Below are 26,228 nucleotides of genomic sequence, written 5' to 3' on the forward strand. Positions count from 1 at the left end.
CGGGTTGTCACCCCCTACCCGGATGAGGCCTGCGCCACACCCGGGTTCAGTCGCCCGTGACCTCCGTCGACGGCGGCTCCACCGAGCCCGGCCGGGAGCGCACCTCGTCCGTGCACTCGTAGCGGCGGGGCTCCTCGGTGCTCGGGCCGCCGAGGATCACCGAACCGTCGCCCTCGGCCGCCGCCGAGTCGGAGAACGTACAGACGATCTGGGCGAGGGCGTACGAGGTGAGCGCCTCGGGGGCGGTGGTGAGGCGCAGCGTGTCCTCGGGGTCCCTGGGGCCCGGACCGCTCACGGTGATACCGCCGCGTACGTCCGTGGAGTACCCGGCCTCCTTCTCCCGGGCCGACGGCGCCTTGGCGAGCTCGTCAAGCAGCCCCTGCGCCACGAGCACCCGCCGCTTGGAGTCCGCCGCGCCCTCGGGGACACGCACGGCCCGGTCGACGGGCACCAGCGACGAGCCGCACAGCAGGAACACCTGCACCGGCATCCCGCGCGAGGACTGGGTGGTGATGTCCGCCCCGGTGAGGGAGCAGTGCGCGCGCGACGGCGCGGGCCCGAAGTCCGTCGGCACCTCCGTGGCCCGGATCCCGCACCCGGCGAGCAGCCCCGCGAGCAGGGGAAGCGCCAGCAGACGTCCAGCTGACTTCATCAGGCGTCCCCCTTCTCCGAGCGCTCCTCCTCGGCCGCCTGCGCGAGCGCCGAGGCGTCCCGCGGCAGCCGCAGCGTGAACACCGCGCCGCCCTCGGGGGAGTTGGCGGCGGTGATCTCGCCGCCGTGGATGTGCGCGTTCTCCAGGGCGATGGACAGGCCGAGCCCGCTGCCCTCGGAACGCGGCCGGGAGGCGCTCGCCTTGTAGAACCGGTCGAAGACGTGCGGCAGGACGTCCTCGGGGATGCCGGGCCCGTGGTCCCGCACCTGGATCACGACCTCCTCGTCCGCCTCCCGCACGGACACCCGCACCGGCGAACCGCCGTGCTTGAGCGCGTTGCCGATCAGGTTGGCCATGATCACGTCCAGTCGGCGCGGGTCGAGCCGGGCGTGGATGCCGCGTTCGGCGTCCAGCTCCACCGCGTCGAGCCAGGCCCGCGCGTCGATGCAGGCGGTGATCTGGTCGGCGACGTCGACGTCGTCCGCGACCAGCCGGGCGGTGCCCGCGTCGAAGCGGGTGACCTCCATCAGGTTCTCGACCAGGTCGTTCAGCCGCCGTGTCTCGCTCACCACCAGCCGCACCGCGGGCTCGATCATCGGGTCGATGCCGCCGCCCTCGGAGTCCAGCTCCTCCTCCAGCACCTCGGTCACGGCGGTGATCGCGGTGAGCGGCGTACGCAGCTCATGGCTCATGTCCGCCACGAACCGCCGCGACGCCTCGTCCCGCGCGGCCATGTCCGCGACCCGCTTCTCCAGCGCCTCGGCGGCCCGGTTGAACGTCCGGGACAGATCGGCCAGTTCATCGGTCCCGGACACCCTGAGCCGCGTGTCCAGCATGCCCTCACCGAGCCGGCGCGCGGCGACACCCAGCCGGTGCACCGGCTTCAGTACCGTCGTCGCGGCGGCCTGCGCGAGCAGCGCCGAGCCGATCAGTGCGAGACCGGTGGCGATCCCCAGCGACCAGGCCAGCGAGTTGAGGTCCTTCGCCTCCGGCTCCAGCGACTTGAGCATGTACCCGGTCGGCCCGCCCCCGATCACCCGCGTACCCGCGACGAGATACGGCGTGCCGTCATCGACGACCCGCTGCCAGTACAGGTGGTACGGCGACTTGTTGTTCGAGGTCAGCGGCTGCTGCTTGTTGACGGCCTTGCGCAGCGACTTCGGTACGTCCTCCAGTGCGAAGCCGTCGTTGAGGCCGCCGGAACTGCCGTACACCGTCCTGCCGCTCGCGTCCTCGGCGACGAGCAGCACGCTGAAACGCTGGCTGCTGCTCGCCATCTGACCGGCGGTGCGCTGGAGTTCGTCCTGGCCGGGATGCTCGGGCAGCGCGCCCGCGCGGTTCTCCATCTCCTGCTCGAAGTCCCGCAGCACCGCGTCCTGGGTACGGGTGAGCACGGCCTCGCGGTTGAGCCAGTACGCGATCCCGGACGCGGACACCGCGGCGGTCAGCGCCACCAGCCCGAACACCACGATCAGCCTGAGCCGCAGACTGGTGAAACGCAGCGTCGACAGAACTCCCCTGCGTGCCGCGGCCCAGCCGCGCGTTCCCCCTTGCCGGTCCGTCACTGAGGTGGATCCAGCCGGTAGCCGACACCACGCACGGTTCGGATCAGCGTCGGGGACGACGGCACGTCCTCGACCTTGGCACGCAGCCGCTGGACACAGGCGTCCACCAGCCGCGAGTCGCCGAGATAGTCGTGCTCCCAGACGAGGCGCAGCAGCTGCTGCCGCGACAGCGCCTGCCCCGGCCGCCGGCTCAGTTCGAGCAGCAGCCGCAGCTCGGTCGGGGTCAGCTGGAGGTCCTCGCCGTTCTTCGTCACGGTCATCGCCGCACGGTCGATGACGAGGCCGCCGAACGTCGCCGCGTCGTTCGACTCCCGCTCGCCGCGCCGCAGCACCGCCCGGATCCGCGCGTCGAGCACCCGCCCCTGCACGGGCTTGACGACATAGTCGTCGGCCCCGGACTCCAGCCCGACCACCACATCGATGTCATCGCTGCGCGCGGTCAGCAGAATGATCGGCAACTGGTCCGTGCGCCGGATGCGCCGGCACACCTCGAACCCGTCGATGCCGGGCAGCATCACATCCAGCACGATCAGATCCGGTCGCTGCTCACGCAGCAGCTTCAGACCGTCCTCACCGCTGGCAGCGGTCGCCACGCGGTGTCCCTGGCGCGTCAGTGAGAGCTCCAGGGCCGTACGGATGGCGTCGTCGTCCTCGATCAGCAACAGGGAAGGCACGGGCTCATTCTGGCCCATGGTGGGGTGGCGTTTCGACACTCGGGCGGATGCGTAGCCGTACGGCTCTTCTGAGTGACCGTGCTGTGGGTCTCGTACGCCGCGCTGTGTGTCTCGTACGACCGACATACGAGCGGGCCCTGTGACAGCTCTGTGACAGTCGGCGGACACGGCCATGAAGGTCCCCGGGCAAGCTTTTGGACACAGCACGGAAGCAAGACGGAGCAGGGCCGAACACCGGCAAGTCCACGACGGGGGGCGCGAGATGAACACGCTGCACGGCACCAGCACCAGCGCAGTGGTCACGCGTCTGCACGACGTGAGCACGCACCGGGGTTCCGAGAAGTCCGGTGCCGTGAGCGGGCGGGGGTGCGCTCGCGGCACCGGGCGTCAGCACACCGCGTACATGACGGTGGTTGACGGTTTCACGGGGGAAACGCACGGGGGAGCCGCGTACGGGGAGGAATCGGGGGAGAGGCGCTCGCTGACCGAGGCGGAGTTCACCGCCTACGTCCAGGAACGCCGCGCCTCCCTGTACGCAACCGCCTACCACCTGACCGGCGACCGCTTCGAGGCCGAGGACCTGCTGCAGAGCGCCCTCTTCTCGACGTACAAGGCGTGGGACCGGATCAGTGACAAGGCGGCGGTCGGCGGATACCTCCGCCGCACCATGACCAACCTGCACATCAGCGCGTGGCGCCGCCGCAAGCTGAACGAGTACCCGACCGAGGAACTGCCGGAGACCGCCGGCGACACGGACGCGATGCGCGGCACGGAACTGCGCGCGGTCCTGTGGCAGGCGCTCGCCCGGCTCCCCGAGCTCCAGCGCACCATGCTGGTCCTGCGCTACTACGAGGGCCGCACGGACCCGGAGATCGCGGAGATCCTCGACATCAGTGTCGGCACGGTGAAGTCCAGCATCTGGCGGTCGCTCCGCCGGCTGCGCGAGGACGAGGTCCTCAGCTTCGGCCGTGACGAGGAGGACGCCTTCGGGGAGCTTGTCGCCTGAAGGTCGGGGGGAACACGGGGGAGTACGGGGTCCGGGGGGGACCACGGGGGAGTGGTGAAGGAGCGGACTGGAGGGCCGGGGGGTCCATCCAGTCCCGCTCTCTCGTGTGTGCGTCGCTGAGGTGCCGTAAGCCTCAGGCCGCCGTCCGAGCCGTTGCGCACCGCCCGGCCGCCGCGTCCGCCAGTCGCCCCATCGCCTCGTCCCCGTCACAGGCGTACGCCCCCAGCGCGGTCTGCCGGGCCACGATGGACCGCTCGGCGCGCATCAGCCGCCAGCCGCGCCGCAGGAGGAAGGGGACCGACTTGCGTCCCTCCTTCAGGTCGCGCAGGAAGCGCCGGCGGAAGGTCCGCACCGGGCCACGGCTCAGGCACAGTGCGTCGGCGAGGATCCCGAGTTCCCGGCAGTGCGTCACGATCTCGGCGGCGAAGACGCCCTCTGCGATGAACAGCGGGGTCCGGCCGATGTCGACGGTGTCCTCGCCGGTGCGGGCGCTGAGCGAGATGTCGTACACCGGGACGTTCGTACGGCCCGTGCGGCACAGTTCCTCGATCGCGGCGACGGCCGCGCCCGCGTCCCACGACTCGGGGTGGTCCCAGTCGATGTCGGAGCTCCCCGTCACCAGCGGCAGCGTCGGGTCGGTGCCCTCCTTGTAGAAGTCGTCGAGCCGCAGCACCGGCAGGCCGGAGCGGGCGGAGAGGAGGGACTTGCCGGAGCCGGACGGGCCGCAGAGCAGCACGACCCGGGTGGGTATGGGTGGATGGGGACTCACGGGACACCAGTGTGAGGCATCGATCGACTCCCGGACGACCCTGCGGGTCGCCTTTGATGCGTGCGTCACACCTCAACGACTCTCTGCGTCGACCTGATTACCCAATGCAGGTGGCAGCAGAGATGGCCCGGCACCACATTCCCCAGAAGCCGACCGCCCGGCCGACCACCCCGTCTCCCTTGGCAGGACCGACGCCCGGGCGGGCTTCCAGGCCTCCGCCACGCCACCGGCCCGGTGGCGCAGGCGCCGTCGGTCGGGAGCGTGCCGGTGGTGGGACAGGCGACGGGACTGGCGGCACAGCGCTGACCCGCGAGCAGAGAGCCGCGCCTCCCCCGGACGGAGGGAAGGCGCGGCTCTCCGGTCTCTGGTTTTTCTCAGTACGACGAGCCGGAGGCGCCCAGGGAACCCGTCGGGTGCCAGACCGTCTTCGTTTCCAGGAAGGCCGTCATGCGGTCGATGCCCGGGGTCTCCGTGTAATCCACAGGCTGTGGACGAAGGGCGCGCTTCAGGTTGTCCGCCGCCGCGATCTCCAGTTCCTTCGCCAGTTCGTCGTCCGCGCCCGCGAGATCGATCGCGTTGACGTCCTGGTGGGCGGCCAGGGGGGCCGCGATCTCCGCCGTACGGCCGGAGAGGACGTTCACGACGCCGCCGGGAAGGTCCGAGGTGGCCAGGACCTCGCCGAGGGAGAGTGCCGGGAGGGGGGACTTCTCGGAGGCGATCACGATCGCGGTGTTGCCGGTCGCGATCACCGGGGCCACCACCGAGACCAGGCCCAGGAAGGAGGACTTCTGGGGGGCCAGGACCGCGACCACGCCCGTCGGTTCCGGGGAGGAGAGGTTGAAGTAGGGCCCGGCGACCGGGTTGCCGCCACCCACCACCTGGGCGATCTTGTCCGTCCAGCCCGCGTACCAGACCCAGCGGTCGATCGTCGCGTCGACCACTGCCGCCGCCTTGGACTTCGACAGTCCCTCGGCATCGGCGACCTCGCGCACGAACTGCTCGCGCCGGCCCTCCAGCATCTCGGCGATGCGGTAGAGGATCTGGCCGCGGTTGTAGGCCGTCGCCCCGGCCCACGCGCCGAACGCCTTGCGGGCGGCGACCACCGCGTCACGGGCGTCCTTGCGGGAGGACAGCGGAGTGTTGGCGAGCCACTTGCCCTTGGAGTCGGTCACCTCGTACACCCGGCCGCTTTCGGAGCGGGGGAACTTGCCCCCGACGTACAGCTTGTAGGTCTTGAAGACGGAGAGTCGGGTCGCGTCAGACATCGAGGTACGCCTCCAGGCCGTGGCGGCCGCCCTCGCGGCCGAAGCCCGACTCCTTGTAGCCGCCGAACGGCGAGGTCGGGTCGAACTTGTTGAACGTGTTGGACCAGACGACACCCGCGCGGAGCTTGTTCGCGACCGCCAGGATGCGCGAGCCCTTCTCCGTCCAGATGCCCGCCGACAGTCCGTACGGGGTGTTGTTGGCCTTGGCGACCGCCTCGTCCGGCGTGCGGAACGTCAGCACCGACAGCACCGGGCCGAAGATCTCGTCCCGGGCGACCGTGTGCGCCTGGGTGACGTTCGTGAACAGCGTCGGGGCGAACCAGTAGCCGCTCTCCGGCAGTTCACAGGCCGGGGACCAGCGCTCAGCACCTTCGGCCTCGCCCTGCTCGGCGAGTGCGGTGATACGGGCCAGCTGCTCGGCGGAGTTGATCGCGCCGATGTCCGTGTTCTTGTCCAGGGGGTCGCCCAGGCGGAGCGTCGACAGGCGGCGCTTCAGCGACTCGAGCAGCTCGTCCTGGATCGACTCCTGCACCAGGAGACGGCTGCCTGCGCAGCAGACCTGTCCCTGGTTGAAGAAGATGCCGTTCACGATGCCCTCGACGGCCTGGTCGATCGGGGCGTCGTCGAAGACGATGTTCGCGCCCTTGCCGCCCAGTTCGAGCGTGAGCTTCTTGTTCGTGCCCGCAACCGTACGGGCGATCTCCTTGCCGACCGCTGTGGAGCCGGTGAAGGCGACCTTGTTGACGTCCGGGTGCGCGACGACCGCGGCGCCCGTGTCGCCGTAGCCGGGGAGGATGTTGACGACGCCCTTCGGCAGACCCGCCTGGCGGCAGATGTCCGCGAAGAACAGCGCGGAGAGCGGAGTCGTCTCGGCCGGCTTGAGGACGACCGTGTTGCCGGTCGCCAGCGCCGGGGCGATCTTCCACGCCAGCATCAGCAGGGGGAAGTTCCAGGGGATGACCTGGCCCGCCACGCCCAGCGGCCTCGGCGACGGTCCGAAGCCGGCGTGCTCCAGCTTGTCGGCCCAGCCCGCGTAGTAGAAGAAGTGCGCGGCCACCAGGGGGAGGTCCGCGTCGCGGGTCTCCTTGATCGGCTTGCCGTTGTCCAGCGTCTCCAGGACGGCCAGCTCACGGCTGCGCTCCTGGATGATCCGGGCGATGCGGAACAGGTACTTGGCGCGCTCGGAGCCGGGCAGCGCCGACCACTTCTCGAAGGCCTTCCGGGCAGCCTTCACCGCCCGGTCGACGTCCGCCTCGCCCGCCTGGGCGACCTCGGAGAGGACTTCCTCGGTCGACGGGCTGATCGTCTTGAAGACCTTGCCGTCCGCCGCCTCGGTGAACTCACCGTCGATGAACAGGCCGTAGGAGGGCGCGATGTCGACGATGGCGCGGGACTCGGGCGCGGGTGCGTACTCGAATGCGGATGCCATGGTGATCAGTCCACCGTCACGTAGTCGGGGCCGGAGTAGCGGCCGGTGGCCAGCTTCTGACGCTGCATCAGCAGGTCGTTCAGGAGCGAGGAGGCGCCGAAGCGGAACCAGTGGTTGTCCAGCCAGTCCTCGCCGACGGTCTCGTTGACCAGGACCAGGAACTTGATGGCGTCCTTGCTGGTGCGGATGCCACCGGCGGGCTTCACACCGACCTGGACGCCGGTCTGCGCACGGAAGTCCCGTACGGCCTCCAGCATGAGCAGGGTGTTCGCCGGGGTCGCGTTCACCGCCACCTTGCCGGTCGACGTCTTGATGAAGTCGGCGCCCGCCAGCATGCCGAGCCAGCTGGCCCGGCGGATGTTGTCGTACGTCGACAGCTCACCCGTCTCGAAGATGACCTTCAGGCGGGCGCTCGCACCGCAGGCCTCCTTCACGGCGACGATCTCGTCGTACACCTTCATGTACCGGCCGGAGAGGAACGCCCCCCGGTCGATGACCATGTCGATCTCGTCGGCGCCCGCGGCCACGGCATCGCGCACGTCCGCCAGCTTCACGGCGAGCGGGGCGCGGCCGGCCGGGAACGCGGTGGCGACCGAGGCGACCTTGACGGTGGAGCCGGCGACGGCCTCCTTGGCGTGGGGCACCATGTCGGGGTAGACGCAGACGGCCGCGGTCGCCGGGGTCGTACGGTCCGTCGGGTCCGGGTGGACCGCCTTGGCGCCGAGCGCCCGGACCTTGCCCGGGGTGTCCGCGCCTTCCAGCGTCGTCAGGTCGACCATCGAGATGGCGAGGTCGATGGCGTACGCCTTGGCGGTCGTCTTGATGGAACGGGTGCCGAGCGAGGCGGCGCGCGCCTCCAGGCCGACCGCGTCGACGCCGGGCAGCCCGTGCAGGAAGCGGCGCAGCGTGCTGTCGGAGGCCGCCACGTCCGTGAGGGTGTGTGCAGAGGTGGGCATGGTCACCAGACGAGCATATCTACGCGCGTAGCGGCTGTACACCCCTCCTGCCCACCCCTCCTGCAGGAACCCACCGCGCATGAGCGATGCCGACGGTATCGTGCAGAATCGGGGCATGATGACCCCGGACCACCAGTCACCAGCGCCGCAGCCGCCCGGCCCCAAGAGCAGGGACCGTATCTACCGGTCGCCCATGGCGCTCGTCGGCGGCGTCCTGCTGCTCGCCCTCGCCGCCTGGCTCGGCATCGACGCGATCGTGGCGGGCGAGGGCCGGACACCCTGGCGGGCGCTCGCCGCGCTGCTCCTCGTGGTGCCGCTGGTCGTCGCCTTCACCATCCGGCCCGCCGTGTTCGCGGGTGAGGACCGGCTGCGGGTGCGCAACCCGTTCCGCGTCATCGTGCTGCCCTGGGGCGAGGTCGCCTCGCTGCGGTCGGGATACACCAACGAGGTCGTCGCCAAGTCCGGCGCGAAATACCAGCTGTGGGCCATTCCCGTCTCGCTGCGCGGCCGAAAGCGGGCGGCGCGGAAGGAGGCCCGGCGGGAGGCGGAGCAGAGCGGGCGGGCGGCCGTCGGGTGGCGTCCAGGGCCTCGGGCGGTGGCGGTCTCGGGCCTGGGGGCGGGAGTGCGGTGCCGGACGGGCCGGTCCGTGCCGAGAGCGACCAGATCATCCATGACCTGCGTCAGATACTCGAGGCCCGGGAGAAGGCGAAGACCGCGCAGGGCGAGGTGACAGTGCGCTGGGCTTACGAGATCGCCGGGCCGGCCGTCGCCGGGGCGGTGTTGCTGGGGATTCTGCTGGCTGTGGGGTGAGCGGGGGCGGTACGGCGAGTCGGGGCCTAGGTGTTCTGTCCCGGGAGGTTGTGGACGGGTGATGCAGGTCTCGGCTGGGGGATCTTGAACGGGTGAGGGCCTTTCGGTTCGGTGTGGATTGCGACGTCTACACCAACAGAAAGGCCCTCGTGCCCCACCGTAATGCACCCCTGACCGAGACCGGCCGCCTACGCCCGCCCCTACCGCTCAGAGCAGGAACGACGCGACGCCTTCCCCGAGTGGCTGCACACCTACAATCACCACCGCGGACACACCGCGCTGAAAGGCCAACCACCCGCCAGCCGCGTCCCCAACCTCACGGGTCAATACACCTAGGGCCGTCATCGGGCCGCGCGAAGGGCTGTCACCGGACCCGCACGGCAACAAGTCGTCCTTCACCGTCCTGTCCGGCCTTTACCGTCCTGTCTGGCGCCGGGCCGCCGCGTTGGCTGCCCGACGCCTGTTGTTCACAGGTGCACTCGGCGGGAGGGCAGGCGCCTGGCGCCTCAGATACCGGCCGCTGCCGACAGGTCCCGCTTGATCGCCGCCAGCAGCTGCGCCGCCTTCGCCCGGGCGGCCGGGAGGCCGGCGTGGGTGGCGACCGGGACCACGACCTCCAGGTAGCACTTCAGCTTCGGCTCCGTACCGCTCGGACGGACGATCACGCGGGCGCCGTCGAGCGTGTAGCGCAGGCCGTCCGTGGGCGGGAGCTTCTCGGTGCCCTGGGTGAGGTCCTCGGCCTTGGTGATCGCCAGGCCCGCCAGACGGGTGGGCGGCTGCTCGCGCAGGCGGCGCATGGCGTTCGCGATGACCGACAGGTCCTCCACGCGGACCGAGAGCTGATCGGTGGCGTGCAGGCCGTGCTCCACGGCGAGGTCGTCGAGGAGGTCCAGGAGGGTGCGGTTCCCGGCCTTGAGCCGAGAGGCGAGTTCCGTGATGAGGAGGGCCGCGGTGATGCCGTCCTTGTCGCGTACGCCGTCGGGGTCGACGCAGTAGCCGAGGGCCTCCTCGTAGCCGTAACGCAGGCCCTCGACGCGGGCGATCCACTTGAAGCCGGTGAGGGTCTCCTCGTAGGGGAGCCCCGCCTTCTCGGCGATCCGGCCGAGGAGGGAGGACGAGACGATCGACTCGGCGAAGGTGCCCTGTACGCCGCGGCTCACGAGGTGCGCGGCGAGCAGCGCGCCGACCTCGTCGCCGCGGAGCATGCGCCAGTCGGCGCCGTCCTTCACCGCGGCTGCGCAGCGGTCGGCGTCCGGGTCGTTGGCGATGATCAGGTCCGGTTCCGTCTCGCGGGCCTTCGCGAAGGCCAGATCCATCGCGCCGGGCTCTTCCGGGTTGGGGAAGGCGACGGTGGGGAAGTCCGGGTCCGGGTCGGCCTGTTCGGCGACGAGAACGGGCTCCGGGAAGCCGGCGCGGGCGAAGGCGGCGAGGAGGGTGTCCTTGCCGACGCCGTGCATCGCCGTGTAGACGGTCCGGGCGGTGCGGGGGGAGCCGGGGGCCAGGGCGGCGTCCGTGCGGGCCAGGTAGGCGTCCAGGACACCGTCGTCGAGGGTCTCCCAGCCGGCGGTGGGGCGGGGGACGTCGTTCAGGGACCGTACGGCGTCGATCTCCGCGGCGATCTCGGCGTCGGCGGGCGGCACGATCTGGGAACCGTCACCGAGGTACACCTTGTAGCCGTTGTCGCGGGGCGGGTTGTGGCTGGCGGTGACCTCGACCCCGGCGACCGCGCCCAGGTGCCTTATGGCGAACGCCAGCACGGGCGTGGGCAGCGGCCGCGGCAGTACGGCGGCGCGCAGACCGGCGCCGGTCATCACCGCGGCGGTGTCCCGGGCGAAGTCCTCCGACTTGTGCCGGGCGTCGTAGCCGATGACGACGAGGCCGGTGGTGTGGCCTTGCTTCTTCAGGTAGGCGGCGAGACCGGCGGCGGCGCGGATGACCACGGACCGGTTCATCCGCATCGGCCCGGCACCGAGCTCGCCCCGCAGACCCGCCGTGCCGAACTGCAGCGTGCCGCCGAACCGCTCGGCCAGCTCGGTGACGTCCTTGGCGTCGATCAGCGCGGCGAGTTCCGCACGGGTGTCCGCGTCGGGATCCTCGGCCAGCCACGCCTGGGCCCGTGCGAGGAGATCGTCGTGCACGTCGGGTCAACCTCTCGTTGTGTTCGTACGGTGTGGGCGCTGCGGTCATCCACCGGCGGGTGATCCACCGACGGTGACCTACAGCCGGTCGAGCACCTGACCCAGCAGGGCGCCCATCCGCGCCGCCGAGTCCCGGCCCGCCTGCAGAACCTCCTCGTGGTTCAGCGGCTCGCCGGTCATGCCCGCCGCGAGGTTGGTCACCAGGGAGATGCCCAGCACCTCGGCGCCCGCCTCGCGCGCGGCGATGGCCTCGAGGACCGTCGACATGCCCACCAGGTCCGCGCCGATGACGCGGGCCATGCGGATCTCGGCCGGCGTCTCGTAGTGCGGGCCGGGGAACTGCGCGTAGACGCCCTCCTCCAGGGTGGGGTCGATCTCCTTGCACAGGGTGCGCAGCCGCGGGGAGTACAGGTCGGTGAGGTCGACGAAGTTCGCGCCGACGATCGGGGAGGTGGCGGTGAGGTTGATGTGGTCGCTGATCAGGACCGGCTGGCCGGGCCGCATGCCCTCGCGCAGGCCGCCGCAGCCGTTGGTGAGCACGACGGTCTTGCAGCCGGCGGCGACGGCGGTGCGCACGCCGTGCGCCACGGCGGCGACACCGCGGCCCTCGTAGTAGTGGGTGCGGCCGAGGAAGACCAGGGCACGCTTGTCGCCGATCCGGTACGTGCGGACCTTGCCGCCGTGGCCCGCGACGGCCGGCGGCGGGAATCCGGGCAGCTCGGTGACCTGGAACTCGGCGTCGGGAGCGCCGAGCGCGTCCACGGCCGGAGCCCAGCCGGAGCCCATCACGAGGACGACGTCGTGGGACTCGGCGCCGGTGAGTTCGCGCAGGCGCGCGGCGGCGGCGTCGGCGGCGGCGTACGGGTCGCCCTGGATGTCGTCCGGAAGAAGAGATGCGTTCACGCGCACGAGGGTAGCCGGTCTCGGCCTACGCGCGTAGATGACGGAGGTCACGGGATGGCGATCGTTGTCTTGTCGTTTCCGACGAGAGCTGCCGCGCGGAGGGGCGGCGAGCCCTCAGCAGGGCCTCTTGCGCAGCTCCATCACGTAATCGTGCGGAGCCCCCGCCGATTCGGCCGCATCCGCGATCTCGCCCAGGTAGCGGGCCGACGGCAGGCCGCCCTCGTAGGCGTTCAGGACGTACACCCAGGCCGTCTCCTCGCCGTCGAGGGTGTGCACGCGGATCCGCATCCGGCGGTAGACCTCGAGGCCGACGCCGACCCACCGGTCGAGTGACTCCTCGTCCATCGGTGCGATGTCGTACAGCGCCACGAAGACCTGGGAGCCGGGCGACTCGACGACGGTCGCCAGCGCGCCCTCCCACCCCATGTGCTCGCCGCCGAACGTCAGCCGCCAGCCGTTCAGCCACCCCGTGGCCCGCATCGGTGAGTGCGGGGCGCGGCGCGACATCAGCCGCGCGTCGAGATGGGCGGCGTACGCGGCGTGGAGGGACATGGGTCGAGCGTACGGCAGTCGGCTCGTGTGTCACTTCCGTCCCGCAGGTACCTGTGGTAGCCGGAGTGGGCCCCGGGGCGGTCGCACGTTGAAGGGTGCGGGACAATGGAGTACGTGACTCGGATCGTGATCATCGGTGGCGGACCCGGCGGATACGAAGCGGCGCTGGTCGCCGCACAACTCGGTGCGGAGGTGACCGTCGTCGACTGCGACGGTCTGGGCGGGGCGTCGGTACTGACCGACTGCGTGCCGTCCAAGACCCTCATCGCCACGGCCGAGGTGATGACCACCTTCGACTCCTCCTACGAGGAACTGGGGATCATCGTCGCGGACGACACCCCGCCAGAGGAGGTGGCCGCCCGCATCATCGGCGTCGACCTGGGCAAGGTCAACCGACGGGTCAAGCGGCTCGCGCTCGCCCAGTCCCACGACATCACCGCCTCCGTCACCCGGGCCGGTGCCCGGGTGCTGCGCGGCCGTGGCCGGCTGGAGGGCATGCAGGCCCTCGACGGCTCACGCAAGGTCGTCGTACGTGCCGCCGACGGCACCGAGGAGACCCTCACCGCCGACGCCGTCCTCATCGCCACCGGCGGTCACCCGCGCGAGCTGCCCGACGCCCAGCCGGACGGCGAGCGCATCCTGAACTGGACCCAGGTGTACGACCTCGACGAGCTCCCCGAGGAGCTCATCGTGGTCGGCTCCGGTGTCACCGGCGCCGAGTTCGCCGGCGCCTACCAGGCCCTCGGCTCCAAGGTCACCCTCGTCTCCTCCCGCGACCGCGTGCTGCCCGGCGAGGACCCGGACGCGGCCGTCGTGCTGGAGGACGTCTTCCGGCGCCGTGGCATGAACGTCATGTCCCGCTCCCGCGCCGCCGCCGCCAAGCGGGTCGGCGACCGGGTCGAGGTCACCCTCGCCGACGGGCGGGTCATCACCGGCTCGCACTGTCTGATGGCCGTCGGCGCCGTCCCCAACTCCGCGGGCATGGGCCTGGAGGAGGCGGGCGTCAAGCTGCGCGAATCCGGGCACATCTGGACCGACAAGGTCTCCCGCACGACCGCTCCGGGCGTGTACGCGGCCGGCGACGTGACCGGCGTCTTCGCCCTCGCATCCGTCGCCGCCATGCAGGGCCGGATCGCCATGTACCACTTCCTCGGCGAAACGGTGGCCCCGCTCAACCTCAAGACGGTCTCCGCCAACGTCTTCACCGACCCCGAGATCGCCACCGTCGGCTACAGTCAGGCGGACGTGGACGGCGGCATCATCGACGCCCGGGTCGTGAAGCTGCCGCTGCTGCGCAACCCGCGCGCCAAGATGCAGGGCATCCGGGACGGCTTCGTCAAGATCTTCTGCCGGCCGGGGACCGGGATCGTGGTCGGCGGTGTGGTCGTGTCGCCGCGCGCCTCGGAACTGATCCACCCCATCTCGATCGCCGTCGACAACAACCTGACGGTCGAACAGATCGCGAACGCGTTCACCGTGTACCCCTCCCTTTCGGGGTCGATCGCCGAGGTGGCCCGACAGCTCCACACCCGCAAGGCGACCGCCGAGAGCTGACGGCCGAAACCGACTCCCCGCTGGTCACGGGGAGTTGCCGACCATGCGGACGGCATAGGCAACGGGAGTACGCCCCTATACCACTTCCCGCTGCTGTGTGCGAACAACTTCTGTTATTCGGCGCAAACTGCTGAAACCAGACGGTCGTTGGGGTTACTGTCAGTTTCGTGTTCGCTGCAGAACGTCGCCAGTTGATCCTCGAAATGGTGCGTGCCAACGGAGCCGTGTCGCTCCGTGAGCTCGCCCGCGTCGTCCAGACCTCCGAAGTGACCGTACGGCGGGACGTGCGCGCACTGGAGGCAGAAGGACTCCTCGACCGCCGGCACGGCGGTGCGGTACTGCCGGGCGGATTCACGCGGGAGTCCGGCTTTCCGCAGAAGTCACATCTCGCGACCGCCGAGAAGACGGCCATCGCCGACCTCGCCGCGGGCCTGGTCGAAGAGGGCGAGGCCATCGTCGTCGGGGCGGGTACGACCACGCAGGAGCTGGCCCGCCGGCTCGCGCGGGTGCCCGGCCTGACCGTCGTCACCAACTCCCTCCTGGTGGCCCAGGCATTGGCCCACGCCAACCGGGTGGAGGTCGTGATGACGGGTGGGACACTCCGCGGTTCCAACTACGCCCTCGTCGGCTCCGGCGCCGAGCAGTCCCTCCAGGGGCTGCGGGTGTCGAGGGCCTTCCTCTCCGGGAGCGGTCTGACCGCCGAACGCGGTCTGTCCACGTCCAACATGCTCTCGGCGTCCGTCGACCGCGCGCTCGTCCAGGCCGCCGCGGAGGTCGTGGTCCTCGCGGACCACACCAAGCTCGGCACGGACACGATGTTCCAGACGGTCCCGACCGACGTGATCACCCGCCTGGTGACGGACGAGCCCCCGCCGCACGACGACCGCGCGGCCACCGAGCTGCAGGCCCTGGCCGACCAGGGCGTCCAGATCGCCGTGGCGGGGACGGGCGCGTCGGGAAACGGAAGCGCGGGGGGTGATGCCGCCCCGGCGCGTCAGCAGCGCCGGGACGTACCTCTCCCGGGCCCGCGCCGCGGCCAGGTCCCGGGCGGCCCCACCCTTCGCACGGCCGCGGTCCTGGGCGACCAGACACCGGGGACGGACCGGGCGCGGGTGGCGGACCTACGGCGACGCTGAACCGCCGGCGGGAAGGCCCGCCGGCGGCTGTGTCCTCAGATCCGCGGTTCGCCGCGCCGGACGAGATCGACGCGCCGATCCGGTGTCAGCGGTGTCGGTCCGCGGATCGACGCGCCGCACCTGGTCGACGCGCCGATCCGGTGTCAGCCGGGTCAGTCCTTGATCTCGCAGATCGCCGCGCCGGACGTGACCGACGCGCCGACCTCCGCGCTCAGGCCCTTGATGGTGCCGGACTTGTGGGCGTTGAGGGGCTGCTCCATCTTCATCGCCTCCAGGACGACGACCAGGTCGCCTTCCTTGACCTCCTGGCCCTCCTCGACGGCGATCTTGACGATGGTGCCCTGCATGGGCGAGGCGAGGGTGTCGCCGGAGGCCACGGGGCCGGACTTCTTCGCGGCGCGGCGCTTGGGCTTGGCGCCGGCGGCGAGGCCGGTGCGGGCCAGGGACATGCCGAGAGAGGACGGCAGGGAGACCTCCAGCCGCTTGCCGCCGACCTCGACGACGACCGTCTCGCGGCCCGGCTCCTCCTCCGCCTCCCCGACGGCGGGGGCCGTGAAGGGCTTGATCTCGTTGACGAACTCGGTCTCGATCCACCGGGTGTGGATCGTGAACGGCTCGGTGGAGCCGGTGAGTTCGGGGCCGAACGCCGGGTCCGTGACCACCGCGCGGTGGAACGGGATGGCCGTGGCCATGCCCTCCACCTGGAACTCCTCCAGCGCACGGGCGGCCCGCTGCAGGGCCTGCCGACGGGTGGCACCGGTGACGATCAGCTTGGCGAGCAGAGAGTCCCAGGCCGGGCCGATCACGCTGCCGGACTCCACACCGGCGTCCAGCCGCACGCCGGGGCCCGACGGCGGGGCGAACGTGGTCACCGTGCCGGGGGCGGGCAGGAAGCCTCGGCCGGGGTCCTCGCCGTTGATGCGGAACTCGAAGGAGTGGCCGCGGATGACGGGGTCGTCGTAGCCGAGCTCCTCGCCGTCGGCGATGCGGAACATCTCGCGGACGAGGTCGATGCCGGTGACCTCCTCGGTGACCGGGTGCTCGACCTGGAGACGGGTGTTGACCTCCAGGAAGGAGATCGTGCCGTCATTGCCGACGAGGAACTCCACGGTGCCCGCGCCGACGTACCCGGCCTCCTTGAGGATGGCCTTCGACGCCCGGTACAGCTCGGCGACCTGCTGGTCCGACAGGAACGGCGCCGGGGCCTCCTCGACCAGCTTCTGGTGCCGCCGCTGCAGCGAGCAGTCACGGGTCGACACCACGACCACGTTGCCGTGCTGGTCGGCCAGGCACTGCGTCTCCACGTGCCGGGGCTTGTCCAGGTAGCGCTCGACGAAGCACTCCCCGCGCCCGAACGCGGCCACCGCCTCACGCACGGCGGAGTCGTACAGTTCGGGCACCTCTTCGAGGGTCCGCGCGACCTTCAGACCGCGGCCACCGCCACCGAAGGCGGCCTTGATCGCGATCGGCAGGCCGTTCTCCTCGGCGAACGCGACGACCTCGTCGGCGCCGGACACCGGGTCCGGCGTGCCGGCGACCAGCGGGGCCCCGGCGCGCTGGGCGATGTGCCGGGCGGCGACCTTGTCGCCCAGGTCCCGGATCGCCTGCGGCGGCGGGCCGATCCAGATCAGGCCCGCGTCCAGGACCGCCTGCGCGAACTCGGCGTTCTCGGAGAGAAAGCCGTAGCCCGGGTGGATGGCGTCCGCACCGGACTCCCGAGCGGCCTTGAGGACCTTCTCGATGTCGAGGTAACTGGTGCCCGGGGTGTCACCGCCCAGGGCGAACGCCTCATCCGCGGCACGGACATGCAGAGCGTCCCGGTCCGGGTCGGCGTAGACGGCCACGCTCGCGATACCGGCGTCCCGGCAGGCCCGGGCAACGCGGACAGCGATTTCGCCACGGTTGGCGATGAGCACCTTGCGCACGATGAGGCTCCCTCCTTGAAACAAGCCGAGTTTAGGGACTGCCGACACGGCACTTCGACCCGTCCCCAATGGTGAGCTTGCCCACACGGAGCGTGATTCGAGGCTCGCTCGACCCGCGAAATCCCTTGTGGCACGGCGGTACCCAGGATTCCTCCGGAAAACCCTAGCCCTCCAATGTGGTCAAGGTCTCTGTGAGAGCGTGCTGCGCCCCACTCCGTTTCTTTGTCGAGTCCCTACGAATGGCCCAACGCATCTTTGCTCTCCGCAGAACCCTTGTCCCGGGGTTTACCCGTTAGTAGCGTTCATGACGGCTCGAACGTACTTGGGGTAACAGCAGTACTGATCGGATGACGCTCGACAGCTCGACGGCTCGGGAAGTGGGTGGGGACCGGTGGTGCGCAGGCCGGTGGCGTGGATCGTGGCGGTCGTGCTCTTCGTGGAGGCGCTCGGCGTAGCGGCACTGAACTGGTTCCTGGGGGTCGTGGTCGACCGGCAGGACATGTCCCTGGCGGGACTCGACCCGGACATGATGTCCGTGTCCTCGAAGATCGGCGGGATCGTCTTCGGTCTCTACTTCGCCCTGTGCGGCCTGGTCGCGCTCCTGGTCGCCCGGCGCGACCGCGCCCCCGCCGGGCTCGGCCGGGTCCTGCTGATCAGCGCCGCCGTGGTGCACGGTCTGCTGGGCGCGTTCACATGGGGGCTGGTGGGCCCGACGGCGTTCCTGTTCATGATGGTCGTGCTCGGGCTCGTCGTGCTGCTGCTCATGACGTACGACGCCCGGGCGGAGCCGGCCGACGCCGCGCCCGAGGGTGGCAAGGGGGACGACGGCTCCCCGGTCACCCCTCCGCCTGCGCCCACAACTCCGTGATCCCGACGCCCAGTTCGGCCAGCAGCCGGCGGACCAGCGGCAAGCTGATGCCGATCACGTTGCCGTGGTCGCCGTCGATGCCGTCGATGAACGGGGCCGAGCGGCCGTCGAGGGTGAAGGCCCCGGCGACGTAGAGGGGCTCGCCGGAGGCGACGTACGCGGCGATCTCCTCGTCGGTGGGGTCGCCGAAGTGGACGACGGTGGAGGCGATGGCGGAGACGTACCGCCCGCTGAGCGTGTCGTAGATGCAGTGGCCGGTCTGGAGCGTCCCGGCCCGGCCGCGCATCGCCTTCCAGCGTGCGGTGGCCTCCTCGGCGTCCGCGGGCTTGCCCAGGGCCTGCCCGTCCAGCTCGAGCACCGAGTCGCAGCCGATCACGAGGGCGCCCTTGACCTCGGGCTTGGCGGCCACCACGGAGGACTTCGCCTCGGCGAGGGCGAGCGCCAGCTCGGCGGGGGTCGGCGCGGTGACCGCGTCCTCGTCGACGCCGCTCACGATGACCTCGGGGTCGAGTCCGGCCTGGCGCAGCAGTCCGAGCCGGGCGGGGGACTGGGAGGCGAGGACGAGTCGGCGGCGCGGCTGATCAGTCATGCGGTCAGCGTAACGGCGTCGCCACGGCGGCTCATCCCAGCCCGATCACGATCATCACGAGCACCATGGCCAGCGCCACGAGAACGCCCAGCCGCCGCACCATCTCCTGCGTCTCACGCAGTTCCTCGGGCGGCTCGTTCTCCGGATCGGACCACAGCATGTCACCAGCGTGTGGCCGGGCCGGGCCGGGCGCCTGAGTACGCGTACTCAAGTTGGCGCCCGGGGTTGCCGTACCGCGCGCCCACGCGGCGGAGCCGCACAGTGATGCGGCTCCGCGCCCCTCAGGCCGGCTGCGGTCAGCCCGGCCAGTAAGTGCGGGTCCATGCCGTGGGCCCGGGCTGCGGCAGGTGGTGTGCTGCGATCCTTGCCGGGTCCGACCAGGAGTCCCTCGGGCCGGGCGCGCCGGGCGGCACGGTGGATGCCGCCGCGGCGCGGGCTCGGACCACCGCCAGGGCGGCGGCAAGCTCCTCAGGGGTCGGATTGCCCCGTACGACCTTGATCGTCATCTCTGCTCCCAGGGCCTAGAGGGGGATGTTGCCGTGCTTCTTCGGAGGCAGGGATTCCCGCTTGGTGCGCAGCTGACGCAGGCCGCGCACGATGTGGCTCCGGGTGTCGGACGGCATGATCACCGCGTCGATGTAGCCCCGCTCGGCGGCGATGTAGGGGTTGAGGAGGGTGTCCTCGTACTCCTGCATGAGCCGCGCCCGGGTGGCCTCCCCTTCTCCTGAGTCCTCCGCCTCGGCGATGGTGCGGCGGTGCAGGATGTTGACCGCGCCCTGGGCGCCCATCACGGCGATCTGGGCGGTCGGCCAGGCGAGGTTGAGGTCGGCGCCCAGGTGCTTGGAGCCCATGACGTCGTAGGCGCCGCCGAAGGCCTTGCGGGTGATGACCGTGATGAGCGGGACGGTCGCCTCGGCGTAGGCGTAGATCAGCTTGGCGCCGCGGCGGATGATGCCGTCGTGCTCCTGGTCGACGCCGGGCAGGAAGCCGGGGACGTCGACGAAGGTGATCACCGGCACGTTGAAGGCGTCACAGGTGCGCACGAAGCGGGCCGCCTTCTCGCTGGCCTTGATGTCCAGGCAGCCGGCGAACTGCATCGGCTGGTTGGCGACGATGCCGACCGGGCGGCCCTCGACACGGCCGAAGCCGGTGACGATGTTCGGCGCGAACAGCGGCTGCGTCTCGAAGAACTCGGCGTCGTCCAGGACGTGTTCGAGCACCGTGTGCATGTCGTACGGCTGGTTCGCGCTGTCCGGGACGAGCACATCCAGCTCGCGGTCCTCGTCCGTGACGGTGAGGTCCGCCTCCTCCGGGAACGCGGGCGGTTCGGTGAGGTTGTTGGACGGCAGGTAGCTCAGCAGCTGCTTGACGTACTCGATGGCGTCCTTCTCGTCCCCGGCCATGTGGTGGGCCACGCCGGAGGCGGAGTTGTGGGTGCGGGCGCCGCCCAGCTCCTCGAAGCCGACGTCCTCGCCGGTCACGGTCTTGATGACGTCCGGGCCGGTGATGAACATGTGCGAGGTCTGGTCGACCATGACGGTGAAATCGGTGATCGCCGGGGAGTAGACCGCGCCGCCTGCACACGGGCCGACGACCAGGCTGATCTGCGGGATGACGCCGGAGGCATGGGTGTTGCGGCGGAAGATCTCGCCGTACGCGCCCAGCGAGGCGACGCCCTCCTGGATGCGGGCGCCGCCGGAGTCGTTGATGCCGATGACCGGGCAGCCGGTCTTCAGCGCGAAGTCCATCACCTTGACGATCTTCTGCCCGTAGACCTCGCCCAGCGCACCGCCGAACACGGTGAAGTCCTGCGAGAACACGGCGACCGGGCGCCCGTCGACGGTCCCGTACCCGGTGACGACACCGTCCCCGTACGGGCGGTTCTTCTCCAGCCCGAAGTTGGTGGAGCGGTGGCGGGCGAACTCGTCCAGCTCGACGAAGGACTCCTCGTCGAGCAGCAGCTCGATCCGCTCACGGGCCGTCAGCTTGCCCTTGGCGTGCTGCTTTTCGACGGCTCGTTCCGAACCGGCGTGGGTCGCCTCGTGGATGCGGCGCTGGAGATCCGCGAGCTTCCCGGCGGTGGTGTGAATGTCGATCTCTTCCGGCTCGGACATCGGGATGCGGCTCCCTGCCTGCTCAAAAGGGGGGACGGTTACTCATCCGTAGCGTAGTGCGGGGCCCACAGATCGGCAGTGCGGCGTTTACCACACCTAGGGTGGCTTGTATGAAGCCGCACGATGCTGCAGAGCCGAACAACAGCCGGTGGTCCGACCTGGAGCGGCCACCCCTCAACGCTGCGGCCCTGCGCCGCGCCCTGGTGCGGGAGGGCGGCCTGTGGTCGGAGGTGGACGTGGTGCAGCGCACCGGCTCCACCAACACCGACCTGGTCGCCCGTGCCGTCGAGGGCACGGCCGGGGAGGGGGCGGTGCTGGTCGCCGAGGAGCAGACCGCCGCGCGGGGCCGGCTGGACCGCCAGTGGACGGCGCCGGCCCGCTCCGGCCTGTTCTTCTCCGTGCTGCTGCGCCCGGCCGGGATCCCGGTGGCCCGCTGGGGCTGGCTGCCGCTGCTCACCGGCGTCGCCGTGGCGACGGGGCTGTCCCGGTCGGCAGGCGTCGACACGGCACTCAAGTGGCCCAACGACCTCCTGGTGACCGTCGGCGGCGAGGAGCGCAAAGCCGGCGGCATCCTCGCGGAACGGGCGGGCGACGACGGCGTGGTCATCGGCGTCGGCATCAACGTGACCCTGCGCGAGGCGGAGCTGCCGGTACCGACCGCGGGCTCGCTGGCGCTGGCCGGGGCGGTGAGCACGGACCGGGATCCGCTGCTCAGGGCCGTACTGCGGTCGCTGGAGGACTGGTACGGACGGTGGCGGGCCGCCGGGGGCGATGCGGCGGCCTGTGGTCTGCAGGAGACGTACGCGGCCGGGTGCGCGACGCTGGGAAGGGCGGTGCGTGCCGAACTGCCGGGGGATCGGTCGATCACCGGAGAGGCGGTTGCGGTGGACGGCGACGGGCGGCTGGTGCTGGCGACGGAGGAGGGAGTGCGGGAGCCGGTGGGGGCCGGGGACATCGTCCACTTGAGGCGGGCGTGAGTTCGCCGGTGTGCGGCCCGGGGAGTACGGAGAGGCCGCGCAAGCCCGCGAAGAGTGAGCTGGCCCACAGCTGACGTAAAGTTGGGGCCGGTCGATACCTGACCGCGGCAGATCGGAAGGGCAGCAGGCGTGACCGTCGACGACACGGGCTCCGGCACGGGCGCGCACGGCCGAGGGGATCAGCCCCCACTCTCGGCTTCGCTCGAGCGGGGGGACCTCCATGCCGGCGACTCCGGCGAGGATCCGCTCGCCCTGCGCCTGGAACAGCTCATCCTCGGCGCCGAGCGGCGCTACACCCCTTTCCAGGCGGCTCGCAGCGCCGGCGTCTCCATGGAACTGGCGTCCCGCTTCTGGCGGGCGATGGGCTTCGCCGACATCGGGCAGGCCAAGGCGCTCACCGAGGCGGACGTCCTCGCGCTGCGCCGGCTGGCCGGTCTCGTCGAGGCCGGGCTGCTGAGCGAGGCGATGGCCGTGCAGGTGGCCCGCTCCACCGGACAGACCACCGCCCGGCTGGCGGAGTGGCAGATGGACTCCTTCCTCGAGGGCCTGACCGAGCCGCCCGAGCCCGGCATGACCCGCACCGAGGTGACGTACCCGATCATCGAGCTGCTCCTGCCCGAGCTGGAGGAGTTCCTCGTCTACGTCTGGCGGCGCCAGCTCGCCGCCTCGGCCGGCCGCGTCATCCAGACCGGGGACGACGAGGAGATGGTCGACCGCCGCCTTGCCGTCGGCTTCGCGGACCTCGTCGGGTTCACGCGACTGACCCGCCGTATGGAGGAGGAGGAACTCGGCGAACTCGTCGAGGCCTTCGAGACCACGTCCGCCGACCTGGTCGCCGCGCGCGGCGGGCGGCTCATCAAGACCCTCGGCGACGAGGTGCTCTACGCCGCCGACGACGCGGGCGTCGCCGCCGAGATCGCGCTGCGGCTCATCGAGACCCTGGCGAACGACGAGACGATGCCGGAGCTGCGCGTCGGCATAGCGTTCGGCACGGTGACCACCCGGATGGGCGATGTCTTCGGTACGACGGTGAACCTGGCCTCCCGGCTGACGTCGATAGCTCCGCGTGACGCCGTCCTGGTCGACAGCGCGTTCGCGGAGGAACTGATCCGCACCGGTGAGGCTCCCGCTTCCGAGGCGGAGGCCGCCGAGGCCGTGGCCGCCGCGGAGAAGGAGGGTGAGGAGCCGCCGACGTACCGCTTCGCGCTCCAGCCGATGTGGCAGCGTCCGGTGCGTGGCCTCGGCGTGGTCGAGCCATGGCTGCTCACCCGGCGGGACGGGGCGTCGTAGGTCCCTGCTCAGTCGTTCAGCGCATCCACGCACAGGCCGATGATCGGTACGCACAGTCCGGGCTGGTCCGGCTGCGGTGCCGGGACGGGCTGCTGGGCGGGGTGTGGTGTGTCGGGCGGGCTGCGGGCGGAGCTCGGCGGCGATGGCCGGACGGTTCCGTGCTGCCGGGCGGGGACGAGGTGACGTGGCCTCAGCCACGGGCGGGGTGGCCGGGGGCGGCGGCGAGGCGGTGGCGGACAGGAGCGGAGCCGGTCCCGTGCCGGTGCTCGGCGTCGCATCGGCCCCGCCGAGGGGAACGCCGGTCGAGGGGCCGGTGTCCGGGGCGGCCGAGACGGTGGCGGCCGCGGTCGTCGCCCGGTCCGAGCCGGTCACCGGCTCCCGGCCGGGAGCCGCCTGTGCGGTGCCGAGGCCGTCGCCGCCGGACTCCGACGTCATCCGTACGAGGCTCAGCGCACCGGCGGCCAGCGCAAGCCCGCCGACGGCGAACAGGACCTTACGGGGGCGCGGACGCCGGTGCCGGCCCCGCCCGCCCGCGCTCTGCTGCCGGACGTCCGGGTCCTCGCCGTGCGGGTCGGCGCCGACCGGGTTGTTGCTCGCCGAGGTGTGCGTCGTCGTGTCGGTCGTCATGGCGGTTCCTCCCCGGTGCCGTTGCGCCCCCGATGCGCCCCCGATGAGCCCGGCGGTGGGCACGCTATGCGCTCCCGCAGGGGCTGGGGCGGGAGTCGCCCGGATGTCACTCGAACGGGTGTCGGGCCGTGGCCGCCCGCTCTTTCCCCGGAGGGGCGCGGCTGCGATGATCGGGGCGAGCGCTGTTAACCGTCGTTAACCGGGAGGGTGTCGTGAGCGAGGAACGGTTCGGGGAGTTCGTGCTGGTGCGCCGGCACGAACAGGGGCATGTCGCGGAGCTGGCCCTCGACCGGCCCAAGGCCATGAACGCCGTCTCGACCGAGATGGCGCGGTCCGTCGCCGCGGCGTGCGCGGCGCTGGGCGACGACCGGGACGTACGCGTCGTCGTTCTGACGTCGACGCATGAGCGGGCGTTCTGCGTAGGCGCCGACCTCAAGGAGCGCAACTCCCTGAGCGACGCCGAGCTGGTGCGGCAGCGTCCGGTTGCGCGTGGTGCGTACACCGGAGTGCTCGAGCTGCCGGTGCCGACGGTCGCGGCGGTGCACGGCTTCGCGCTCGGCGGCGGCTTCGAGCTGGCGCTGTCGTGCGACGTGATCGTGGCCGACCGCACGGCCGTCGTCGGGCTGCCGGAGGTGTCCGTGGGCGTGATTCCGGGTGGCGGCGGCACGCAGTTGCTGCCCCGGCGGGTGGGGGCCGCGCGGGCGGCCGAGCTGATCTTCACCGCGCGGCGCGTCGAGGCGGCCGAGGCGCGGGAGCTGGGGCTGGTGGACGTTCTGGTGGACGAGGGGCGGGACCGGGAGGAGGCGCTGGCGCTGGCGTCCCGGATCGCCGGGAACTCGCCGGTCGGGCGGGCTGCGAAGCGGCGTTGCGGGTGGGGCATGGGCTGGATCTGCGGGCCGGGCTGGAGGTCGAGGACGCGGCGTGGCGGTCGGTGGCGTTTTCCGGGGATCGGGCGGAGGGGGTGGCGGCGTTCAACGAGAGCGGAAGCCGCAGTGGCCGGGGGAGTGAGTCCGGCGTTGGCCGGTGACCGGCGTTGCGGTGGGAGCGGGGTGGGTTGCGCAGCCCGGCGCTGACGGGGTGCCTCCCCCAGAGGGGGGACCCAGCGCCCACCCGTGCCGTCCCTGGGGGTCCCCCCAGGCCCTCAAGGCACTGAGGGAGGCACGACTGCCCGCGGGCCACGTCGGGACGCACGACTGCCCGCGGGCTGACGTGGGAAACCGGTCACCCCACCGCCCCGCAAACCTCCCGCTTCCCCATAAACCTCCCTAGCCTGGAGTGATGGGTGAGGACAATCGCCTCGCGGCCGTCGTGGCGCTGGCGCAGGGGATGGCCGCGGCGCACACCCCGCGCGAGTCGTGGCGGGCCGCCGCGCTCGGTGCGTGCCGGGCGCTGGACGCGAGCTTTGCCGCGCTGTCGGTGTGGGAGCGGGACCTCGGGTGTCTTCGGGTCCTGGTCAACGTGGGGGAGCGGGCGCCGGACGAGGAGGAGTTCCCGGAGGACGAGGCCTACCCGGTGCACCAGTTCGCCGAGATCACGGAGTTCCTGCACGAGCGGTGGGCCGGGGGCGGCGAGCCCGACGCCTGGGTCGAGACCGCGGAGGGGTCGACGGCGGGCCGCGCCGGTTACTGTCACCAGCGGGTCGCTGCCCTGCGTCGCCGCGGCCGCAGCAGCTGCGTCGTCGCGCCGGTCGTCCTGCACGGCCGGGCGTGGGGCGAGCTGTATGTCGCGCGACCGGTCGGTGCCCCCGTCTTCGACCGGGGCGACGCCGATTTCGCCACCGTCCTGGCCGCCGTGGTGGCCGCCGGGATCGCACAGACCGAGCGGCTGGAGGAGGTCAGGCGGCTGGCCTTCACCGACTCTCTGACCGGGCTCGCCAACCGTCGTGCCGTCGACATGCGCCTGGACGAGGCGATCGAACGGCACCGCCGGGAGGGCGTCGTCGTCAGCCTGGTCGTCTGCGACGTCAACGGGCTCAAGCGGGTCAATGACACCCGGGGGCACGCGGTCGGCGACCGGCTCCTGGAACGGTTCGGCTCCGTGCTGTCGCTGTGCGGGGCCATGCTTCCCGGCGCGCTCGCGGCCCGGCTCGGGGGCGACGAGTTCTGTCTGCTCGCGGTCGGGCCGCCCGCCGACGACGTGGTGAAGGTGGCCGACGAACTGTGCCGCCGGGCCGCCGAGTTGGAGCTGGGCGACGGTGTCGCCTGCGGGGTCGCCTCCACCCAGGATCCGGTCGGGCCGGTGCGCTCCGCCCGTCGGCTGTTCCGGCTCGCCGACGCCGCCCAGTACCAGGCCAAGGGGGTGCGCGCCGTCCGGGCGGTCGTCGCCGGGCGCGAGGGGCCCGAGGACCCGGTGGTGCGCCTCGCCGACGCACCGACCGACGAGCACACCCCGGAGCGGCGCCGCTTCCGTGGCCGCCGGTGAGCAACGCC

General features: G+C 71.5%; 22 protein-coding genes and 3 pseudogenes. 10 read left to right on the forward strand and 15 right to left on the reverse strand.

The window, feature by feature from the left end:
• Positions 1-46: 46 nt before the first annotated feature.
• Genes StrepF001_RS33855 through afsQ1 form a run of 3 tightly spaced genes read right to left on the reverse strand, consistent with a single transcriptional unit; the run spans position 47 to position 2,891 of the window.
• The gene (locus tag StrepF001_RS33855; protein ID WP_129802004.1) at positions 47-652 is read right to left on the reverse strand and encodes a hypothetical protein; all 606 of its coding nucleotides are present in this window, start codon (positions 650-652) and stop codon (positions 47-49) included.
• Positions 652-2,217: a HAMP domain-containing sensor histidine kinase gene (locus tag StrepF001_RS33860; protein ID WP_129802005.1), complete on the reverse strand. Its 1,566-nt coding sequence runs from the start codon at positions 2,215-2,217 to the stop codon at positions 652-654. Before StrepF001_RS33860 ends, StrepF001_RS33855 begins: the two co-directional genes overlap by 1 nt.
• Entirely contained in the window at positions 2,214-2,891 is a 678-nt protein-coding gene (afsQ1, locus tag StrepF001_RS33865; protein ID WP_206307014.1) for a two-component system response regulator AfsQ1, read from the reverse strand. The genes StrepF001_RS33860 and afsQ1 overlap by 4 nt, the downstream gene beginning before the upstream one ends.
• A 262-nt stretch (positions 2,892-3,153) precedes the next feature.
• On the opposite strand from afsQ1, the gene StrepF001_RS33870 reads away from it, so the two are divergent.
• The gene (locus tag StrepF001_RS33870) at positions 3,154-3,897 is read left to right on the forward strand and encodes a SigE family RNA polymerase sigma factor (protein ID WP_129802007.1); all 744 of its coding nucleotides are present in this window, start codon (positions 3,154-3,156) and stop codon (positions 3,895-3,897) included.
• Positions 3,898-4,030: 133 nt separating this feature from the next.
• Here the strand turns inward: StrepF001_RS33870 and StrepF001_RS33875 are convergent, their stop codons facing one another.
• From StrepF001_RS33875 to deoC, 4 genes are all read right to left on the reverse strand, one after another.
• Positions 4,031-4,735 carry a uridine kinase gene (locus StrepF001_RS33875; RefSeq protein WP_129802008.1) on the reverse strand — a complete coding sequence of 235 codons (705 nt, stop codon included), beginning with the start codon at positions 4,733-4,735 and terminating at the stop codon, positions 4,031-4,033.
• A 305-nt stretch (positions 4,736-5,040) separates the two neighbouring features.
• On the reverse strand, positions 5,041-5,931 hold the full coding sequence (locus StrepF001_RS33880) for an aldehyde dehydrogenase family protein (protein WP_129802009.1): 891 nt from the start codon (positions 5,929-5,931) through the stop codon (positions 5,041-5,043).
• Positions 5,924-7,360, reverse strand: coding sequence for an aldehyde dehydrogenase family protein (locus StrepF001_RS33885; protein WP_129802010.1), 1,437 nt, complete (start codon positions 7,358-7,360; stop codon positions 5,924-5,926). The genes StrepF001_RS33880 and StrepF001_RS33885 overlap by 8 nt, the downstream gene beginning before the upstream one ends.
• Before the next feature lie 5 nt (positions 7,361-7,365).
• Positions 7,366-8,316 carry a deoxyribose-phosphate aldolase gene (gene deoC, locus StrepF001_RS33890; RefSeq protein WP_129802082.1) on the reverse strand — a complete coding sequence of 317 codons (951 nt, stop codon included), beginning with the start codon at positions 8,314-8,316 and terminating at the stop codon, positions 7,366-7,368.
• Between the two features lie 115 nt (positions 8,317-8,431).
• Here deoC and StrepF001_RS33895 point away from each other — a divergent pair.
• Positions 8,432-9,126 (forward strand): annotated as a pseudogene (locus StrepF001_RS33895) (PH domain-containing protein).
• A 186-nt stretch (positions 9,127-9,312) separates the two neighbouring features.
• Positions 9,313-9,462, forward strand: a pseudogene (locus StrepF001_RS33900) (IS481 family transposase); the annotation flags it as partial.
• 170 nt (positions 9,463-9,632) lie between these two features.
• Here StrepF001_RS33900 and StrepF001_RS33905 read toward each other — a convergent pair.
• The 3 genes from StrepF001_RS33905 to StrepF001_RS33915 all read right to left on the reverse strand — a co-directional run bounded on the left by StrepF001_RS33905 (position 9,633) and on the right by StrepF001_RS33915 (position 12,719).
• Entirely contained in the window at positions 9,633-11,264 is a 1,632-nt protein-coding gene (locus tag StrepF001_RS33905) for a phospho-sugar mutase (RefSeq protein WP_129802011.1), read from the reverse strand.
• Positions 11,265-11,342: 78 nt separating this feature from the next.
• Positions 11,343-12,167: a purine-nucleoside phosphorylase gene (locus StrepF001_RS33910; RefSeq protein WP_129802012.1), complete on the reverse strand. Its 825-nt coding sequence runs from the start codon at positions 12,165-12,167 to the stop codon at positions 11,343-11,345.
• A gap of 114 nt (positions 12,168-12,281) precedes the next feature.
• On the reverse strand, positions 12,282-12,719 hold the full coding sequence (locus tag StrepF001_RS33915; RefSeq protein WP_129802013.1) for a gamma-glutamylcyclotransferase: 438 nt from the start codon (positions 12,717-12,719) through the stop codon (positions 12,282-12,284).
• 105 nt (positions 12,720-12,824) lie between these two features.
• On the opposite strand from StrepF001_RS33915, the gene StrepF001_RS33920 reads away from it, so the two are divergent.
• Positions 12,825-14,273: an NAD(P)H-quinone dehydrogenase gene (locus tag StrepF001_RS33920; RefSeq protein ID WP_129802014.1), complete on the forward strand. Its 1,449-nt coding sequence runs from the start codon at positions 12,825-12,827 to the stop codon at positions 14,271-14,273.
• A 167-nt stretch (positions 14,274-14,440) separates the two neighbouring features.
• The gene (locus StrepF001_RS33925; protein WP_129802015.1) at positions 14,441-15,409 is read left to right on the forward strand and encodes a DeoR/GlpR family DNA-binding transcription regulator; all 969 of its coding nucleotides are present in this window, start codon (positions 14,441-14,443) and stop codon (positions 15,407-15,409) included.
• Positions 15,410-15,561: 152 nt separating this feature from the next.
• On the opposite strand, the gene StrepF001_RS33930 is transcribed toward StrepF001_RS33925, so the two are convergent.
• Positions 15,562-17,334: a biotin carboxylase N-terminal domain-containing protein gene (locus StrepF001_RS33930; RefSeq protein WP_129802016.1), complete on the reverse strand. Its 1,773-nt coding sequence runs from the start codon at positions 17,332-17,334 to the stop codon at positions 15,562-15,564.
• 406 nt (positions 17,335-17,740) lie between these two features.
• Between StrepF001_RS33930 and StrepF001_RS33935 the strand changes: the two genes are divergently transcribed.
• A complete protein-coding gene (locus StrepF001_RS33935) occupies positions 17,741-18,202 on the forward strand; it encodes a hypothetical protein (protein ID WP_240797797.1) in 462 nt (153 codons plus the stop codon).
• Here the strand turns inward: StrepF001_RS33935 and StrepF001_RS33940 are convergent.
• The 4 genes from StrepF001_RS33940 to StrepF001_RS33955 all read right to left on the reverse strand — a co-directional run bounded on the left by StrepF001_RS33940 (position 18,171) and on the right by StrepF001_RS33955 (position 20,905).
• Positions 18,171-18,791, reverse strand: a complete 621-nt coding sequence (locus StrepF001_RS33940) for a nucleoside triphosphate pyrophosphatase (protein WP_129802018.1) — start codon at positions 18,789-18,791, stop codon at positions 18,171-18,173. The two genes, StrepF001_RS33935 and StrepF001_RS33940, sit on opposite strands and share 32 nt — an antisense overlap.
• Positions 18,792-18,822: 31 nt before the next feature.
• Complete coding sequence (locus StrepF001_RS49705) at positions 18,823-18,951, reverse strand: hypothetical protein (RefSeq protein WP_129802019.1); 129 nt, start codon at positions 18,949-18,951, stop codon at positions 18,823-18,825.
• A 136-nt stretch (positions 18,952-19,087) separates the two neighbouring features.
• The gene (locus StrepF001_RS33950; protein ID WP_129802020.1) at positions 19,088-19,297 is read right to left on the reverse strand and encodes an acyl-CoA carboxylase epsilon subunit; all 210 of its coding nucleotides are present in this window, start codon (positions 19,295-19,297) and stop codon (positions 19,088-19,090) included.
• A 15-nt stretch (positions 19,298-19,312) separates the two neighbouring features.
• Positions 19,313-20,905 (reverse strand): acyl-CoA carboxylase subunit beta, encoded by a 1,593-nt coding sequence (locus StrepF001_RS33955; protein ID WP_129802021.1) that lies wholly within the window; start codon positions 20,903-20,905, stop codon positions 19,313-19,315.
• A 110-nt stretch (positions 20,906-21,015) separates the two neighbouring features.
• On the opposite strand from StrepF001_RS33955, the gene StrepF001_RS33960 reads away from it, so the two are divergent.
• From StrepF001_RS33960 to StrepF001_RS33980, 4 genes and pseudogenes are all read left to right on the forward strand, one after another.
• A complete protein-coding gene (locus StrepF001_RS33960; RefSeq protein ID WP_129802022.1) occupies positions 21,016-21,882 on the forward strand; it encodes a biotin--[acetyl-CoA-carboxylase] ligase in 867 nt (288 codons plus the stop codon).
• Positions 21,883-22,011: 129 nt separating this feature from the next.
• Entirely contained in the window at positions 22,012-23,172 is a 1,161-nt protein-coding gene (locus StrepF001_RS33965) for an adenylate/guanylate cyclase domain-containing protein (RefSeq protein ID WP_129802023.1), read from the forward strand.
• A gap of 839 nt (positions 23,173-24,011) precedes the next feature.
• Positions 24,012-24,807: pseudogene (locus StrepF001_RS33975) on the forward strand (enoyl-CoA hydratase-related protein).
• Between the two features lie 270 nt (positions 24,808-25,077).
• Positions 25,078-26,220, forward strand: a complete 1,143-nt coding sequence (locus tag StrepF001_RS33980) for a GGDEF domain-containing protein (RefSeq protein ID WP_129802024.1) — start codon at positions 25,078-25,080, stop codon at positions 26,218-26,220.
• Positions 26,221-26,228 lie beyond the last annotated feature (8 nt).

Origin of the sequence: Streptomyces sp. F001 (assembly GCF_004187715.1) — a bacterium.
GTDB classification, from domain to species: Bacteria; Actinomycetota; Actinomycetes; order Streptomycetales; family Streptomycetaceae; genus Streptomyces; species Streptomyces flavusporus.

Excerpts from the sequence above, each read along its gene's own strand:
- StrepF001_RS33920 (WP_129802014.1), top strand. The coding sequence starts at position 12,825 with ATGGAGTACGTGACTCGGATCGTGATCATCGGTGGCGGACCCGGCGGA.
- deoC (WP_129802082.1), bottom strand. The coding sequence starts at position 8,316 with ATGCCCACCTCTGCACACACCCTCACGGACGTGGCGGCCTCCGACAGC.
- StrepF001_RS49705 (WP_129802019.1), bottom strand. The coding sequence starts at position 18,951 with ATGCTGTGGTCCGATCCGGAGAACGAGCCGCCCGAGGAACTGCGTGAG.
- StrepF001_RS33870 (WP_129802007.1), top strand. The coding sequence starts at position 3,154 with ATGAACACGCTGCACGGCACCAGCACCAGCGCAGTGGTCACGCGTCTG.
- StrepF001_RS33855 (WP_129802004.1), bottom strand. The coding sequence starts at position 652 with ATGAAGTCAGCTGGACGTCTGCTGGCGCTTCCCCTGCTCGCGGGGCTG.
- StrepF001_RS33960 (WP_129802022.1), top strand. The coding sequence starts at position 21,016 with ATGAAGCCGCACGATGCTGCAGAGCCGAACAACAGCCGGTGGTCCGAC.
- StrepF001_RS33980 (WP_129802024.1), top strand. The coding sequence starts at position 25,078 with ATGGGTGAGGACAATCGCCTCGCGGCCGTCGTGGCGCTGGCGCAGGGG.
- StrepF001_RS33880 (WP_129802009.1), bottom strand. The coding sequence starts at position 5,931 with ATGTCTGACGCGACCCGACTCTCCGTCTTCAAGACCTACAAGCTGTAC.
- StrepF001_RS33940 (WP_129802018.1), bottom strand. The coding sequence starts at position 18,791 with ATGACTGATCAGCCGCGCCGCCGACTCGTCCTCGCCTCCCAGTCCCCC.
- StrepF001_RS33950 (WP_129802020.1), bottom strand. The coding sequence starts at position 19,297 with ATGACGATCAAGGTCGTACGGGGCAATCCGACCCCTGAGGAGCTTGCC.
- StrepF001_RS33915 (WP_129802013.1), bottom strand. The coding sequence starts at position 12,719 with ATGTCCCTCCACGCCGCGTACGCCGCCCATCTCGACGCGCGGCTGATG.
- StrepF001_RS33955 (WP_129802021.1), bottom strand. The coding sequence starts at position 20,905 with ATGTCCGAGCCGGAAGAGATCGACATTCACACCACCGCCGGGAAGCTC.
- StrepF001_RS33885 (WP_129802010.1), bottom strand. The coding sequence starts at position 7,360 with ATGGCATCCGCATTCGAGTACGCACCCGCGCCCGAGTCCCGCGCCATC.